The sequence below is a fragment of the Ruegeria sp. ABM4_193 genome (assembly GCF_056158705.1).
Genome location: NZ_JBSWTT010000001.1, coordinates 1,697,778 through 1,712,748, shown reverse-complemented (window position 1 = coordinate 1,712,748; position 14,971 = coordinate 1,697,778). Strand labels below are relative to the sequence as shown.

The 14,971-nt window shown below is 57.3% G+C and carries 14 protein-coding genes; 9 read left to right on the top strand and 5 right to left on the bottom strand.

The window, feature by feature from the left end; genetic code table 11:
• Window positions 1–5 precede the first annotated feature (5 nt).
• The 3 genes from ACXADZ_RS08650 to ACXADZ_RS08640 all read right to left on the bottom strand — a co-directional run bounded on the left by ACXADZ_RS08650 (window position 6) and on the right by ACXADZ_RS08640 (window position 2,912).
• Window positions 6–839 carry an ABC transporter ATP-binding protein gene (locus ACXADZ_RS08650; protein WP_475195051.1) on the bottom strand — a complete coding sequence of 278 codons (834 nt, stop codon included), beginning with the start codon at window positions 837–839 and terminating at the stop codon, window positions 6–8.
• Window positions 836–1,624, bottom strand: coding sequence for an ABC transporter ATP-binding protein (locus ACXADZ_RS08645; protein ID WP_171090015.1), 789 nt, complete (start codon window positions 1,622–1,624; stop codon window positions 836–838). The genes ACXADZ_RS08650 and ACXADZ_RS08645 overlap by 4 nt, the downstream gene beginning before the upstream one ends.
• 106 nt (window positions 1,625–1,730) lie before the next feature.
• On the bottom strand, window positions 1,731–2,912 hold the full coding sequence (locus tag ACXADZ_RS08640) for an ABC transporter substrate-binding protein (protein WP_171090017.1): 1,182 nt from the start codon (window positions 2,910–2,912) through the stop codon (window positions 1,731–1,733).
• 155 nt (window positions 2,913–3,067) lie between these two features.
• Here ACXADZ_RS08640 and ACXADZ_RS08635 point away from each other — a divergent pair, with 155 nt between their 5' ends.
• Window positions 3,068–4,159 (top strand): PQQ-dependent sugar dehydrogenase, encoded by a 1,092-nt coding sequence (locus tag ACXADZ_RS08635; RefSeq protein ID WP_475195044.1) that lies wholly within the window; start codon window positions 3,068–3,070, stop codon window positions 4,157–4,159.
• Between the two features lie 2 nt (window positions 4,160–4,161).
• On the opposite strand, the gene ACXADZ_RS08630 is transcribed toward ACXADZ_RS08635, so the two are convergent.
• Window positions 4,162–5,166 carry a GlxA family transcriptional regulator gene (locus tag ACXADZ_RS08630; RefSeq protein WP_171105248.1) on the bottom strand — a complete coding sequence of 335 codons (1,005 nt, stop codon included), beginning with the start codon at window positions 5,164–5,166 and terminating at the stop codon, window positions 4,162–4,164.
• Between the two features lie 169 nt (window positions 5,167–5,335).
• Between ACXADZ_RS08630 and ACXADZ_RS08625 the strand changes: the two genes are divergently transcribed.
• On the top strand, window positions 5,336–6,706 hold the full coding sequence (locus tag ACXADZ_RS08625) for a class II 3-deoxy-7-phosphoheptulonate synthase (RefSeq protein WP_475195036.1): 1,371 nt from the start codon (window positions 5,336–5,338) through the stop codon (window positions 6,704–6,706).
• A gap of 61 nt (window positions 6,707–6,767) precedes the next feature.
• Here ACXADZ_RS08625 and ACXADZ_RS08620 read toward each other — a convergent pair whose 3' ends face one another.
• Entirely contained in the window at window positions 6,768–7,442 is a 675-nt protein-coding gene (locus tag ACXADZ_RS08620) for a PAS domain-containing protein (RefSeq protein WP_475195032.1), read from the bottom strand.
• 244 nt (window positions 7,443–7,686) lie between these two features.
• Here ACXADZ_RS08620 and ACXADZ_RS08615 point away from each other — a divergent pair, with 244 nt between their 5' ends.
• The 7 genes from ACXADZ_RS08615 to pstA all read left to right on the top strand — a co-directional run bounded on the left by ACXADZ_RS08615 (window position 7,687) and on the right by pstA (window position 14,961).
• Complete coding sequence (locus ACXADZ_RS08615; protein ID WP_475195026.1) at window positions 7,687–8,577, top strand: YicC/YloC family endoribonuclease; 891 nt, start codon at window positions 7,687–7,689, stop codon at window positions 8,575–8,577.
• 17 nt (window positions 8,578–8,594) lie between these two features.
• Window positions 8,595–9,236, top strand: a complete 642-nt coding sequence (gene gmk / locus ACXADZ_RS08610; protein WP_171090030.1) for a guanylate kinase — start codon at window positions 8,595–8,597, stop codon at window positions 9,234–9,236.
• Window positions 9,233–9,757 carry a gamma carbonic anhydrase family protein gene (locus tag ACXADZ_RS08605; protein WP_475195017.1) on the top strand — a complete coding sequence of 175 codons (525 nt, stop codon included), beginning with the start codon at window positions 9,233–9,235 and terminating at the stop codon, window positions 9,755–9,757. The genes gmk and ACXADZ_RS08605 overlap by 4 nt, the downstream gene beginning before the upstream one ends.
• A gap of 28 nt (window positions 9,758–9,785) precedes the next feature.
• Window positions 9,786–10,832, top strand: coding sequence for an ATP-binding protein (locus tag ACXADZ_RS08600; protein WP_475195012.1), 1,047 nt, complete (start codon window positions 9,786–9,788; stop codon window positions 10,830–10,832).
• Window positions 10,833–11,025: 193 nt separating this feature from the next.
• The gene (locus ACXADZ_RS08595; protein ID WP_171090036.1) at window positions 11,026–12,066 is read left to right on the top strand and encodes a substrate-binding domain-containing protein; all 1,041 of its coding nucleotides are present in this window, start codon (window positions 11,026–11,028) and stop codon (window positions 12,064–12,066) included.
• Between the two features lie 94 nt (window positions 12,067–12,160).
• Window positions 12,161–13,633 (top strand): phosphate ABC transporter permease subunit PstC, encoded by a 1,473-nt coding sequence (gene pstC / locus ACXADZ_RS08590; RefSeq protein ID WP_171090038.1) that lies wholly within the window; start codon window positions 12,161–12,163, stop codon window positions 13,631–13,633.
• On the top strand, window positions 13,630–14,961 hold the full coding sequence (gene pstA / locus ACXADZ_RS08585) for a phosphate ABC transporter permease PstA (RefSeq protein WP_475195007.1): 1,332 nt from the start codon (window positions 13,630–13,632) through the stop codon (window positions 14,959–14,961). The genes pstC and pstA overlap by 4 nt, the downstream gene beginning before the upstream one ends.
• The last annotated feature ends 10 nt before the right edge of the window (window positions 14,962–14,971 follow it).

Here is a 14,971-nt window from a genome sequence, read left to right as displayed (position 1 = left end):
AGAGATCACCCCCCCAAGAAACTCTTACGAACCTCAGGATCGGCCAGCAGTTCCTTGCCCGTGCCGGTATAGGCATTCCGCCCCTGAACCAGCACATATCCCTTGTCCGCGATCTCCAGTGCCTGGCGGGCGTTCTGTTCGACCATCAGGATCGGCAGCCCGGTGCGCGATACCTCGATGATCCGATCAAACAGCTCATCCATCACGATGGGAGACACACCGGCAGTGGGTTCGTCCAGCATCAGAACCTTGGGCTGAGTCATCAGCGCGCGGCCCACGGCGACCTGTTGGCGTTGACCGCCTGACAGCTCTCCGGCGGCCTGATTGCGCTTGTCGCGCAGGATGGGGAAGAGGTCATAGACCTGCTCCATCGTCTCGGTGATATCGTCGCGGCGGATGAAGGCCCCCATTTCAAGGTTCTCTTCCACCGTCATGGACGTGAAGATGTTCGAGGTCTGCGGCACAAAGCCCATGCCTTTGATCACGCGGTCCTGCGGTGACAGCTTGGTGATGTCTTCGCCGTCCAGCCGAACCGAACCGGCACGTACGTCCAGCATTCCGAAAACGGCTTTCATCGCGGTGGACTTGCCCGCGCCGTTGGGGCCAACGATCACCGCGATCTCACCCTTGTCGACCGCAATGGTGCAGTCATGCAGGATGTCCGGCCCCTTGCCATAGCCGCCGGTCATCGTGTCGCCAATCAGGAAGGGGCCGCCGCCACCAACGTATCGCGCTTCACCACTTTTGGGATGCGCAGGCGTCATCGTGCCAACGCCGTGCGTGTTGGTGATCGAGGCGTCCTTGTTCCCTTTGTCGTCGTGGTAAGGATTGTCGCTCACGCGCCTGCCTCCAGCTTGTCTTTGTTCTTCAGGCCGGTGCCCAGATAAGCCTCGATCACATGCTCATTCGCTTTGATCTCGTCCAGAGTGCCCTCGGCCAGAACCTTGCCCTCGGCCATACAGATGACCGGGTCACAGATCTTGCCGATGAAATCCATGTCGTGCTCGATGACTACGAAGGTGTAGCCGCGTTCCTTGTTCAGGCGCAGGATGGTGTCGGCAATGGTCATCAGCAGGGTACGGTTCACACCGGCACCGACCTCGTCCAAGAACACGATCTTGGCGTCGACCATCATGGTGCGGCCAAGTTCCAGCAGCTTTTTCTGCCCGCCCGAGACCTGACCCGCCTTGTGGTCGGCCAGGTGTTCGATGGTCAGAAACTCAAGCACCTCATCGGCCTTGGCCCGCAGCGCGCGTTCTTCATCCGCGATGCGCTTGCGGCCAAACCAGGTGTTCCACAGCGATTCACCCGTTTGCGCACCGGGCACCATCATCAGGTTCTCTCGGCAGCTCATCGAGGAAAACTCGTGCGCGATCTGGAAGGTGCGCAGCAATCCCTTGTGAAACAGCTCATGCGGGGGCAGGCCGGTTATATCCTCACCATCCATGAACACCTTGCCGCTGGTAGGTGGCAGAACGCCCGCGATCACATTGAACAGAGTGGTTTTTCCTGCACCGTTCGGCCCGATCAGGCCGGTGATCGACCCTTTTTGGATTTCCAGCGATGCCCCGTCCACCGCGTGAAATCCGCCGAAATGCTTGTGCACGTCTTCGACGACGATCATGTTATCCCCTTGCCTTTGCCTCGCGTCGCGAGGTGCAGCCTTTTGTCATTGAAACAGCCCGGACACAAGGCCCGGGCTGCTTGTTTTTATGGTATTTTACGTTTGATCAACGGAAGTTTACGGTCTTGTTTTCGCCGTCGGTCACTTCGATCTCGCGATAGGAACCGGCGCTTTCACCGGGGCCGATCAGTTCAACGCCTGAAGCGCCGACATAGTCGATGTCCTGACCGTTGGCCAAAAGCTCCAGCCCCTTGGCCAGCTCACCCGGATAAATCTTTTCACCCGGTGCGTTGGCTACTTCCATGACCTTGCCCGCGTAATCGGCCGGATTGGTCGATCCCGCAGCCTGCATGGCGAACATGAACAGCGCAGCGGCGTCGTAGGATTCCGGCGAGTACGGTGAAGAGCCGTCAAAACCGGCAGCTTCGGCCAGAGCAAAGTACTTTTCAGGACCTTCGCCACCCGCACCCGCGATCTGACCGAAAGAACCGTTCAGATCGGGTCCGACATTGGCCGGCAGCGAGTCACCGATCATGCCGCCAGGCAGACCGAATGTGTCATATGCACCGCTGTCCAGCGCCGATTGGATGATGCCAAGACCACCTTGGTCCAGATAGCCTGCAACAACCAGGATGTCGCCACCTGCCGACGCCAGTGCGCCAACTTCAGCGGAATAGTCCGCCTTGCCGTCTTCATGCGCGGCCACGATGGTCACTTCGCCACCTGCGGCCTCGAACGACGACTGGATCGCATCCGCCAGACCCTTGCCATAGTCATTGTTGGTATAGGTCAGGGCGATGGATTCGATGCCGCGGTCCTTGAGGATGTCGGCCATAACCTGGCCTTCACGTGCATCAGACGGGGCGGTGCGGAAGAACAGACCATTATCTTCCATTGTCGACAGGCCCGGAGATGTCGCCGAAGGCGAAATCATGACCATGCCGTTTGGAATTGCAACGTTCTGCAAAATCGCACCGGTCACGCCCGAGCAATCGCCGCCAATGATACCGGCAACACCGTCCGCGATCATGCGTTCACCGTTCGAGGTGGAAAGGCCGTTATCGATACAACCCGTGTCGGCACGCATACCGGAGACGGTGGCGCCATCCATGAACTTGCCGGACTCGTTGACTTCGGCAATTGCCAACTCGGCACCGGACCCCATTGCTGGAGCGAGCGATTCAATCGGGCCGGTAAAGCCGATCAGAATACCCAGTTTCACATCGTCTGCCATGGCCGCGCCGGCCAGAAGTGCAGTTGCTGCAGTTGCTGTAAGCAGCTTTTTCATACGGTTACTCCCTGTTATGAACAACTTTGTTCTGGCCCTGACCCTAGGCAAGCTGCCCGGAAAAGAAAAGTCCTAACGCAAACGTGTTTTTGCTGATCGGGAAACTAACTGTTTTGCTAGAAATTCTTCCGTGACCGTCACCGAAAGGGACCAGCATGTTTCGTGTCTTTATGATTCTGTTTCTCTCGCTCAGCGCTGTTTCAGCCGCGGCACAGACCCTGCCGACATCCGCCGGGAACATTGAAGTGACCCAAATGGTTGGTGGCCTGGACACACCTTGGGCGGTGGGCATCCTACCGGACGGGACGTTCCTGGTAACCGAGCGGGACGGTGATTTGCTGTTCGTTCGGAACGGCAAGGCCAACACGGTGCGCGGCGTTCCCAAAGTCGCTGCCACAGGGCAGGGCGGTCTGCTGGACGTGACGATCCCCCGCGATTTCGCGCAAAGTCGCGAGATCTTTCTGACCTTCTCAAAACCTCAAAACCAAGGGACTGGAACGGCGGTCGCTGTGGCTCGCTTGTCCGAAAACGGAAAGCGCCTGACCAATGTGCGCGTCATCTACGAGGCCACGCCCGGCGGATCAGGTGGAAGGCATTTTGGCAGCCGCGTTGTTGAGGCACGGGACGGAACGTTGTTTGTAACGATCGGTGATCGTGGAAAGCCTGACAGCGCGCAAGACAGGTCCTCTCCGATGGGATCGGTCATTCGGATCAATCGGAATGGGTCTGTCCCAGCTGACAACCCTTTCGTCGGGCAATCGAACGTCAAACCCGAAATCTGGTCTTTTGGGCATCGCAATCCTCAGGGGGCCGCGCTGGATGCGCGGGGGCGGCTATGGATTTCAGAACATGGTGCCCGTGGCGGGGATGAAGTTAACCAACCGCGCGCCGGTCGAAACTATGGGTGGCCGGTCATATCTTATGGCACGCATTATTCGGGTCAGAAGATAGGCGAGGGCACCGCGAAGGCCGGATTGGAACAGCCGAAACTGTTTTGGGACCCATCCATCGCACCCTCTGGTCTGCTGGTCTATTCCGGTAAACTCTGGCCGCAATGGAAGGGCGACATTTTTGTTGGCTCGTTGAAGTTCGATTATATCGCCCGACTTGCAGGTAATCCGCTGCGCGAAGTCGAGCAAATCAAGGGTCCCGAGACCGAGCGCGTGCGCGATATCGTCGAGGCCCCGGATGGATCGATCTGGTTCATTTCGGTTGGGCAGGGTGCCGTGTACCGAATGGCACCCTAGGGTTAAACTGACAACCGACCGCTTTGCGCCCCACGCTCACGGTAGGGGGTGGTGTTGTAGTGCGCGCGGTAGCACTTTGAGAAATGACTGGGCGAGGCAAACCCGCAGGCAAGCGCTACGTTGATCACACTCATGTCCGTCTGCATCAAAAGGTTCCGTGCTTTGTGCAGTCGAAGCTCCATATAATAGCGCTTTGGCGAACGGCTAAGGTAACGGCGGAAAAGACGCTCCAGCTGTCTGGTCGACATTCCTACATCCTTGGCCAGAATCGAAGGTGAAATCGGTTCTTCGATATTCTTTTCCATCATCAGGATAACCTGGCTGAGTTTGGGATGGCGCACACCAATCCGGGTCGGTGTCGAAAGGCGCTGCGTGTCCTGATCCGTCCGGATCGACGAATAGATCATCTGGTCCGCAACCGCATTTGCCAAATCTTCCCCAAAATCATCCGCAATCAGTTTCAGCATCAAATCGATCGAGGATGTTCCGCCCGCCGTTGTCATGCGGCTACCGTCGATCTGGAACACCGATTTCGTCAGCTCTACCTCGTCAAACTCTTCGACAAAGCTGTCCGAGTTTTCCCAATGAATCGTTGCCTTCTTGTTGTCGAGCAAACCAGCTTTGGCCAGCGTGTAGGCCGCGGTGCACAGCCCACCAATTCGCAGCCCCCGGCGCGCTTCGCGCCGAAGCCAGTTCAGAACGCGTTTGGTGGTTGCTGTCTGAACGTCCACGCCGCCGCAGATCAGAACCACATCATCGCGTTGCAGTTCTTCCAGATCCGTATCCAGCTTGAACTCGGTTCCCGCTGAGCATGTCACGGTTTCACCGCCTTCGCCCGACAGTGTCCACGTATACAATTCCTGGTTCGCCATACGGTTTGCGATCCGCAAACTATCAAGGGCCGAGGCAAAAGACAGCAACGAGAACTTGTCCAGAAGAACAAAAACATAATGGCGCGGGATGGCCTCAGCGTCTTCCACTGTGACTGCCTGGCGTTGCACTTGCATGGCGGGTTGTCCTTACTTCGGCGCTGAATACGGTCGTATCCAGCGACAGATTTAGAACTCACCATGATCAAAGCTTGTTTGCGCCGTCAAGAGGCGCAAATGGGATATGGTCACTCTTCAAAGCTTTTTGTATAGAGGCCACCTGAACACTTCAGCGGAGATCAAAGCTATGACCGAATGGCAAAAAACGAACTGGCGCAACAAGCCCCGGGTTCAGATGCCAGACTATACCGACGCGGCCGCTCTGGCCAAAGTCGAGGCTCAGCTTTCACAGTATCCCCCGCTGGTCTTTGCCGGTGAGGCGCGGCGTCTCAAACAACACCTGGGTGCCGCCGGTCGCGGCGAGGCCTTCCTGCTGCAAGGCGGGGATTGTGCTGAAAGCTTTGAACAATTCAGCGCGGATGCGATCCGTGACACCTTTAAGGTGATGCTGCAGATGGCAATGGTTCTGACCTATGGCGCAAAAGTGCCGGTGGTCAAAGTCGGCCGTATGGCGGGACAGTTTGCCAAGCCTCGCAGTGCACCAACCGAGGTGTTGGATGGTGTGGAACTGCCCAGCTATCGTGGTGACATCATCAACGAACTGGCCTTCACGCCCGAAGCGCGCATCCCGAATCCGGCTAAGATGCTTCAGGCCTATACGCAGGCAGCGGCCACGCTTAACCTGCTGCGGGCCTTTTCGACCGGCGGTTTCGCGGATATGAGCCGTGTGCATTCATGGACCCTTGGGTTTACGGATGAGCAGGATGTGCAGAAGTACTCTGAGGTCGCGGATCGTATTCAGGACACCATCGACTTCATGGGTGCGGCTGGGATCACAGCGGACACCACGCATGAGTTCTCGACCGTCGAATTCTACACCAGCCACGAAGGACTGCTGCTGGAGTATGAAGAGGCGCTGACACGTCTGGATTCGACATCGGGCAACTGGCTGGCAGGGTCTGGACACATGATCTGGATCGGCGACCGCACGCGGCAGCCGGACGGTGCTCATGTGGAATTCTGCCGTGGCGTTCTGAACCCAATCGGACTGAAATGCGGCCCGACGACGACGGCTGAAGACCTCAAGGTTCTGATGTCCAAACTGAACCCCGAAAACGAAGAGGGTCGCCTGACCCTGATCGCGCGCTTTGGTGCCGGTAAAGCAGGTGAGCACCTGCCGCGTCTGGTCAAAGCCGTGAAGGAAGAAGGCGCCAAGGTTACATGGGTCTGCGACCCGATGCACGGCAACACGATCAAATCGGCCACGGGTTACAAGACCCGTCCGTTCAATTCTGTCCTGCGCGAGGTGCGTGACTTCTTTGGCGTGCATCAGGCCGAAGGCACCATCCCCGGTGGCGTGCATTTCGAGATGACCGGTCTGGATGTAACCGAATGCACCGGCGGCGTGCGCGCAGTGACCGAAGAGGATCTGTCGGATCGTTACCACACCGCCTGCGATCCGCGTCTGAACGCGTCCCAGTCGCTGGAACTGGCCTTCCTAGTGGCCGAAGAGCTGACAAACCTACGCCGCAACGGCAGCAAACGCGCCGCCAGCTAAACGGTCGTAAATCAATTGAAGCAGCGGGCCATTGGTCCGCTGCTTTTTGTTTTGTGAAACGTTAGTCGTCGCGAGACACGACCAATCGCAAGTGACTGGCAGGGCGTTTGAATTCGCCTTCGTCTTCCGCGAACCCCTGAACAGGTTGTGGTGTTGCAGGGCTTGGTGCCTGTATATCAGCAACGGGCTTGACCCGCGTGTCCGAGATTGAGAACCGTCGAGGTGTTTTACCAACGGTTCCGTCAGCGACCATCACACCCAAAACGCGGCTGACATCGCCAAGATCACTTTTCAACGGCAGCAAAATCATTCGAGCCTGCATCCGTGCGCGACCCATTATTCCGCCCGAGATCAGCCCCAACTCTGCAGCAGCGGGCGCAGCAAACACTTGCTCAAGCACATCCTTGACCCCCGCGCGATCGTCGGGCTGGAAGAACGCGGTCAAGGGCATGCCCCGCACTTCCATACCGGCAAGCGCGTTTAAATGGCTTCCGGCCAGACGAATCCGGGCAAGACCGGGCGCGATACGCTCTAGTATAAACGTGTATTCCAGGATGTTTTCCAAACCGCGCGGATCGATCTGAGAGCGCATGGGAACGCTGTCACCGCTCAGCAACGCGGTCCAATACGCCTCGGCCTGGCGGATCGGCGAAAGGCTGCGCCCATTGTCAAAGCGATCCATTGCGACGATCTTTCCAAATTCTGACCCGGAACCAATCCCGAAAAAGGTTTTCATCTTCTTACCCTTACGCCAAAAGGCCGCCATTTTCCTAAAATGCAACACATCGAGAGCATCCGCGGCCTGCAACCCATTGCTTTGGGTAGTTTGACTCGGGTTGATTCAATTTTGGAGCAATTCTTTAACGAATGGTTAACCCGCACCAAACAATTGCCACGTCAGCAAATACTTGCTCTGCACCGGCCTATAGCATTAGGTGCAGCAGATGTTTGAGGTTGCAGAACCGCAAGAAAGGGCAGGAATGATCAGATCCATGACCGGGTTTGCCTCGGGAAAGGGGCAGCACGGGCCACATAGCTGGACGTGGGAACTGCGCAGCGTTAACGGCAAGGGCCTTGATATGCGCCTGCGCGTGCCGGATTGGTTGACAGGTTTAGAAGCCGCGCTGCGGTCAAAACTGTCCAAATCCCTCAGCCGCGGAAATGTTACTCTGTCGATGCGCTTAAGCCGCGAAGACTCGGCCCCGGACCTAGTCCTGAATGAAACCACCATGAACGCGGCGCTGACCGCGCTTGAGCAGACAGAGCAGATGGCGTCGTCGCGCGGAATTTCTTTGGCACCAACGCGGGCATCAGACCTGTTGGCCTTAAAGGGGATGCTGGATGCAGGTTCGGACGCAGATGATCCAGGCCCATTGGTTGCGCATCTTACTGCTGAATTTGACACCCTCGTAAGCGCCTTCCTCGACATGCGCAGGGCTGAAGGCGACGCCTTGACCACTGTCCTGAACACGCAACTGGATCAGGTCGCCACTTTGACCGCGAAGGCAGCTGAACTGGCGGAAAAGCGCAAGGACAAGATGGCAGAAGCCCTACGGGAAAACCTGGCACGGGTTCTGGACAATTCTCAGGGTGCGGATCCCGAGCGCGTAGCACAAGAACTCGCTATGATCGCCGTCAAAGCCGATATCACGGAAGAGATCGACAGGTTGGCGGCACATGTTACAGCCGCGCGCGATCTGTTGGGGCAGAACGGTGCCGTGGGCCGCAAACTGGATTTTCTGATGCAGGAGTTCAACCGTGAGGCCAACACGCTGTGTTCAAAGGCCCAAAGCTCGGACCTGACGGCGGTTGGGCTTGAGCTTAAGGCGGTAATAGATCAAATGCGCGAGCAAGTGCAGAACGTAGAATGAGTATGGGAACAACTGACATGGCGGATCGCCGCGGCCTTTTAATCATCCTGTCATCTCCGTCCGGGGCGGGCAAATCCACATTGGCCAAACGGTTGATGGCCTGGGATACGGATCTGGAATTTTCGATCTCGGCCACGACCCGCGCACCGCGCCCCGGTGAAGAACATGGGCGCGAGTATTTCTTTCTGTCAGAGGACGAGTTCAAGCAGCAGGTTGCCGAAGGGCAGATGCTGGAGCACGCCCATGTTTTCGGAAACTTCTACGGTTCACCGGCGGAACCCGTGCGCAATTCGATCAACACTGGCAAGGACGTTCTGTTTGATGTTGATTGGCAAGGTGAGGTGCAGATCAGAAATTCCGATCTCGGTAAACACGCCCTGTCGATCTTTATTCTGCCACCGTCGATCCCCGAACTGCGCCGCCGTCTTGAGACACGTGGTCAGGACAGCGATGACGTCATTGGCAAGCGGATGCTCAAAAGCTGGGATGAGATCAGCCACTGGGGCTATTACGACTATGTCCTGATCAATGACGATCTTGAGGCAACCGAAGAAAAGCTGAAGACCATTGTCAGCGCCGAGCGAATGCGCCGCATTCAGCAACCAAAGCTGCAACAGCATGTGCGCAAACTGCAAAACGAGTTCGAGGGCCTTTCATGACCATTTACGCGCTGGGGGATCATACGCCCGAGATTTACGAGGACACATGGGTCGCACCTGATGCCAACCTGATCGGCAAAGTGGTTTTAGAGCAGGGTGCCTCGGTTTGGTTTGGCTGCACGATCCGCGCCGATCACGAGGAAATCCGTGTCGGCACAGGCAGCAATGTTCAGGAAAACTGCGTCATGCATATCGATGCGGGCTTTCCTTTGACCATCGGTGCAAATTGCACGATCGGGCACAAGGTAATGCTGCATGGGTGCACCATTGGCGACAACTCTTTGATCGGCATGGGCGCAATTGTTCTGAACGGTGCCAAGATCGGGCGGAATTGCCTGATTGGCGCAGGGGCCCTGATCACCGAGGGCAAGGAAATTCCAGATAATTCGCTGGTCATGGGTGCGCCGGGCAAAGTCGTGCGTCAATTGGACGAGGCGGCGGCGCAACGCATCACGCTCAGCGCGCTGCATTATCAGGAAAACATGCGCAAGTTTCGCAAAACTTTAAAACCCGTCTCGTAAGGCGTCCGGGCCAATTGAGATGTAAGTTATGTCCACCGACCTGTTAGACGAATTTGTCCGAGCTATTCCGATGCCTGCGCTGATAGTGGATCAGACAGAACGGATAATAGCCGCCAATACCGATGCAACGACCCTGCTTGGCCTGAATATAGTCGGTCGGCATTTCGCCACGATCCTGCGGCAACCTCAGGTATTGGAAGCCATCGAACAAAGCCTTCAGTCCAAAAGCATGAAAAAGACGCGTCACCTGTCCAATGACGGCGCGCAGGACACGACATTCGAAGTTGAGTGCCGCTATATGAACGGGATTGGTGCTGTGTCCGGCGGTGCCATACTGGCCACGTTTCAGGACATCACCCATCTGGAACATGCCAGTCAAATGCGTCGGGATTTCGTGGCCAATGTCAGCCACGAGCTGCGTACTCCACTGACTGCGTTGATGGGATTTATCGAAACCCTGCGCGGACCGGCGCGTGATGATCCCGGCGCACGTGACAGGTTTCTCCAGATCATGACAGATGAAGCCAACCGGATGAACCGTTTGGTCGGTGATTTGTTGTCGCTCAACCGCGTCGAAAGCGAAGAACGCGTGCGACCCAGTGAGCAACTGGAACTTACCGGGTTGCTACAATCCATTCTGAATTCTGTTCGCCCGCTTGCCGAGGATGCAGGCATAGACCTGACGCTTGAGGCTCAGGACGGTCCGGTCTCAGTGACCGGCGACAGTGACCAGCTGCGTCAGGTTTTCACCAACCTGATCGAGAACGGCATAAAATATGGCGGCAGCGGCGGAAATGTTTTGGTTCGCGTTTTGTCTATGGACCGGGACACAGCGATGCGGGGCCCGTCAGTGCGCGTACAAGTCATTGACCGGGGCCCCGGTATTGATCCGATTCACCTTCCACGATTGACCGAGCGATTCTATCGCGCAGACAGCCACAGATCCCGACAATTGGGCGGAACCGGACTTGGGCTTGCCATCGTCAAACATATCGTCAACCGGCACCGGGGCCGGCTGCGTGTTGAAAGCGAGCTGGGTAAAGGCTCTGTTTTTACGGTGATTTTGCCACGTTAGCCCCTCGTCGGGCTGAACCTCGCGCAGCTTACGTTTACAAAGCCGGGTCACTTTACGACAAGTAAAGCGTTACAAAACGCTGGTTGTCATAAAACCGTTACACACTTGTCACAAAAGGCTTACGCACGCGGCCTAGGGGTTCGCGCAGGATCATCATGGGGGTGATCAAACATACCTTTTCAGGGAGACTGAAATGTCCTTTGTCAAACTGTCGGCTTCTGCGCTGGCGATTGCTGCCGTCTCGGCAACCACTGCTGCTGCCCGTGACAACGTACAGGTTGCCGGTTCGTCGACCGTTCTGCCTTATGCTTCGATTGTTGCTGAACTGTTCGGTGAAAACACCGACTTCCCGACCCCGGTTGTAGAATCCGGCGGCTCTTCGGCCGGTCTGAAGCGTTTCTGTGAGGGTGTTGGCGAAAACACCATCGACGTTGCAAACGCATCGCGTAAAATCCGCGAAAAAGAAATCAAAGCCTGTGCCGAAAACGGCGTGACCGACATCATGGAAGTCCGCATCGGTTATGACGGCATCGTATTTGCCAGCCAGCAATCCGGCCCTGCCTTTACCGCGTTCGAGCCTGCCGACATTTACAACGCCATCGGTTCGAAAGTCATGAAAGACGGCGCGCTGGTCGACAACAGCTTCAACAGCTGGGCCGAATTCAACGCCGATCTGCCGGACGTTGAAATCGCAATGTTCATCCCGGGCACCAAGCACGGCACTCGTGAAGTGTTCGAAGACAAAGTTCTGCTGGAAGGCTGCGAAGCCACTGGCGCCATGGAGGCCATGGTTGCAGGCGGCATGAGCGAAGATGACGCCGAAGACGCATGCCTGGACGTCCGCACCGACGGTAAGTCGGTCGACATCGACGGTGACTACACAGAAACTCTGGCGCGCATCGACACCAACCCCAACGGCATCGGCGTGTTTGGTCTGGCGTTCTATGAGAACAACACCGACAAGCTGAAAGTGGCCACCATGGGCGGTATCGCACCGTCGACCGAGACCATCGCTTCGGGTGAATACCCTGTGTCGCGTCCGCTGTTCTTCTACGTCAAGAAAGCGCATATCGGCGTGATCCCTGGCCTGAAAGAATACGCACAGTTCTTTACTGCTGACGAAATCGCAGGCGGTTCCGGCCCTCTGGCCAACTATGGCCTGGTTGCAGATCCTGAGCTGGCCAAGACCCAGGACGCCATCGCAAACGAAGTTACCATGGGTTCGGGCAGCTAATCCCGCCTTTGGCTTGAATGACCCGGGGGCGGCAGCTTATGCCGCCCCCAACTGTGTTTTCCGAAATTCCCAGCCAAGACCTTACGGGGGTGTCATGCCGATACTATGGCTCTTTCTGATCGTGCTTGCGATCGCCGCAGTCGGTTATGTGTCAGGACGCGCACGCGCCTTGCAAAGCGCCGGCGGAGACAGCAGGAACCTGCACTCGCTGCCAACTTACTACGGCGCAAATGTAGCCCTTAAAGCGATTGTACCCGCCTTTGGTCTGCTGATCATTTGGCTGCTGGCCCAGCCGCTGTACGTGTCGTCTCAGGTTTCCGAAATGATCCCAGAGACTTCCGTCAAAGAAGGCTCGTCCCTGAGCCTGGTTATGGCTGAAGTACGCCGCACGGCGGACGGGCTGAACAACGCTGTGGCCGCCGGCGTGCTCTCGGAAGATCAGGCCAGCAACGCGCGCGCGGACGTAACCGACGTGACGCAGCGCCTGAAAGATGCCGGGCAGGTGGTGACGTCTGAGATCACTCAACCGGTTCTGCGGGCTGCACAAAGCTACCGCGCCATGAACTCCACCGGCTACGCGATCATGACGGGGGCGGTCATCCTGGTGGCTCTGATTGGAGCCGCAATCAGCTGGTTTCAGACACATTCCGACTACCGTGCCCGCAACGTGGTCGAGCAGGGGGTCCGCTTTTTGCTTCTGGCTGCGGCTTCTATCGCAATTCTGACGACTATCGGAATTGTTCTGTCGCTGGTCTTCAACACGTGGGAGTTCTTCAAACTCTATCCCGCGTCTGACTTCTTCTTTGGTACAACCTGGGCGCCCAGCTTTTCGGGCCGCGGCGGCGCATCGGATCTGGGGATCATCCCTCTGCTGTGGGGCACGTTCTATATCTCGTTGGTGGCTCTGCTGGTGGCTGTGCCCATCGGACTGTTTGCCGCGATTTACCTCAGCGAATACGCCTCATCCCGCGTGCGCTCTGTCGCCAAGCCTCTGCTTGAGGTTCTGGCCGGGATCCCGACCATCGTTTACGGTCTGTTTGCCCTGCTAACTGTCGGCCCGCTTTTGCTGGACGTGTTCGGCGATAACGGTTTGGGCTGGATGAAGGCAGGTACAGCCGTAATGACCGCCGGTATTGTCATGGGCATCATGCTGATCCCATTTGTTTCGTCTCTGTCTGACGACATCATCAACGCGGTACCTCAGGCGATGCGCGACGGGTCCTACGGTTTGGGTGCGACCCAATCCGAGACCATTCGCCAGGTTGTTCTGCCAGCTGCATTGCCTGGGATCGTGGGTGCGATCCTGCTGGCGGCATCGCGAGCGATCGGTGAAACCATGATCGTGGTTTTGGGGGCAGGGGCCGCTGCAAGGCTCAGCCTCAATCCTTTTGAAGCGATGACAACCGTCACCGCCAAGATCGTCAGCCAGTTGACCGGTGACGCGGACTTCGCCTCGCCCGAGGCGCTAGTCGCCTTTGCCCTTGGCATGACCCTTTTCATCCTCACGCTGGGGCTCAACGTTTTTGCCCTCTATATCGTGCGTAAGTATCGGGAGCAGTACGAATGACCGACGCAAGCATGGACAGCCCGAACACGAACCGCCACGCGACTTCGTTGATGGCCACGGACGCACGGACAAAAAAGCGAGCGAATGCAGAAAAACGCTTCCGGGCCTACGGCATCGTTGCAATTGCGACCGGGCTTTTCTTTCTGATCGTTCTGTTCGCTTCGATCCTGTCGCAGGGCATCCCGGCCTTTCAGCGTACCGTCGTAAGCGTCGAGTTCACTCTGTCGCCGGCACAACGCGACGAAGCGGAAGGCACTCTGTTCAAGACCAAAGCCTATTCCGACCTGTTTATCGGTGCGCTGAACGATCAGTTGACCGAAAGCGGTGTAACCGTCGATTTCGATCAGGACGCGATTGAGCGTCTTTTGGGTAAAGTGGGTGGCACGATCCGCACCTTTTACGCGGACAACCCAGACAAACTGGGGGAACCGGTACAGTTCGATCTGGCCGCCTCAAGCCGGGTTGACGGATACTTCAAGGGTCGCGTTTCGCGTGACACCCTGCAAGACAGCCGCTTCCTGCAGCTCAGCGACCTGGATCTGGTCGATGCCCTGAAAGAGGCAGGTATCATCAAGCAGGCATTTAACTGGCCCTTCATTACAGGTGCAAACTCGGGCGTGGACAACCCCGGAGGGGCGGGCATCGGCGCTTCGGTTGTTGGTTCGTTCTTCATGATGCTGGTGGTTTTGGCACTGTCATTGCCCATCGGTGTCGCGGCTTCAATTTACCTTGAGGAATTCGCACCGCAGAACCGGTTTACGGACCTGATTGAGGTGAATATCTCTAACCTCGCAGCCGTTCCGTCGATTGTGTTCGGTATTCTGGGTCTGGCCGTGTTCATCCAGTTTATGCATTTACCGCAATCGGCGCCCTTGGTCGGTGGTCTGGTGCTGACCCTGATGACGTTGCCGACAATCATCATCTCGACCCGCGCTTCGCTGAAGGCGGTTCCCCCGTCGATCCGTGACGCAGCGTTGGGGGTAGGGGCCTCGAAAATGCAGGCCGTGTTCCACCACGTTCTGCCGCTGGCCGCACCGGGTATTCTGACCGGCACCATCATTGGTCTGGCGCAAGCCCTGGGCGAGACCGCTCCGTTGCTTCTGATCGGCATGGTGGGCTTTGTGGCGCGCGGTTATCCCGATGGCTTCGTCGCTGGCTTCACCGAGCCGAACTCGGCCATGCCAGCGCAGATCTACACGTGGGCCGCGCGCGCCGACGTTGGGTTTTACGAGAAAGCCTGGGGCGGCATTATCATCCTTTTGATGTTCCTGCTGACCATGAATATCATCGCAATCATCCTGCGCCGCCGCTTTGAACGCCGCTGGTAAGAGGGGGCAA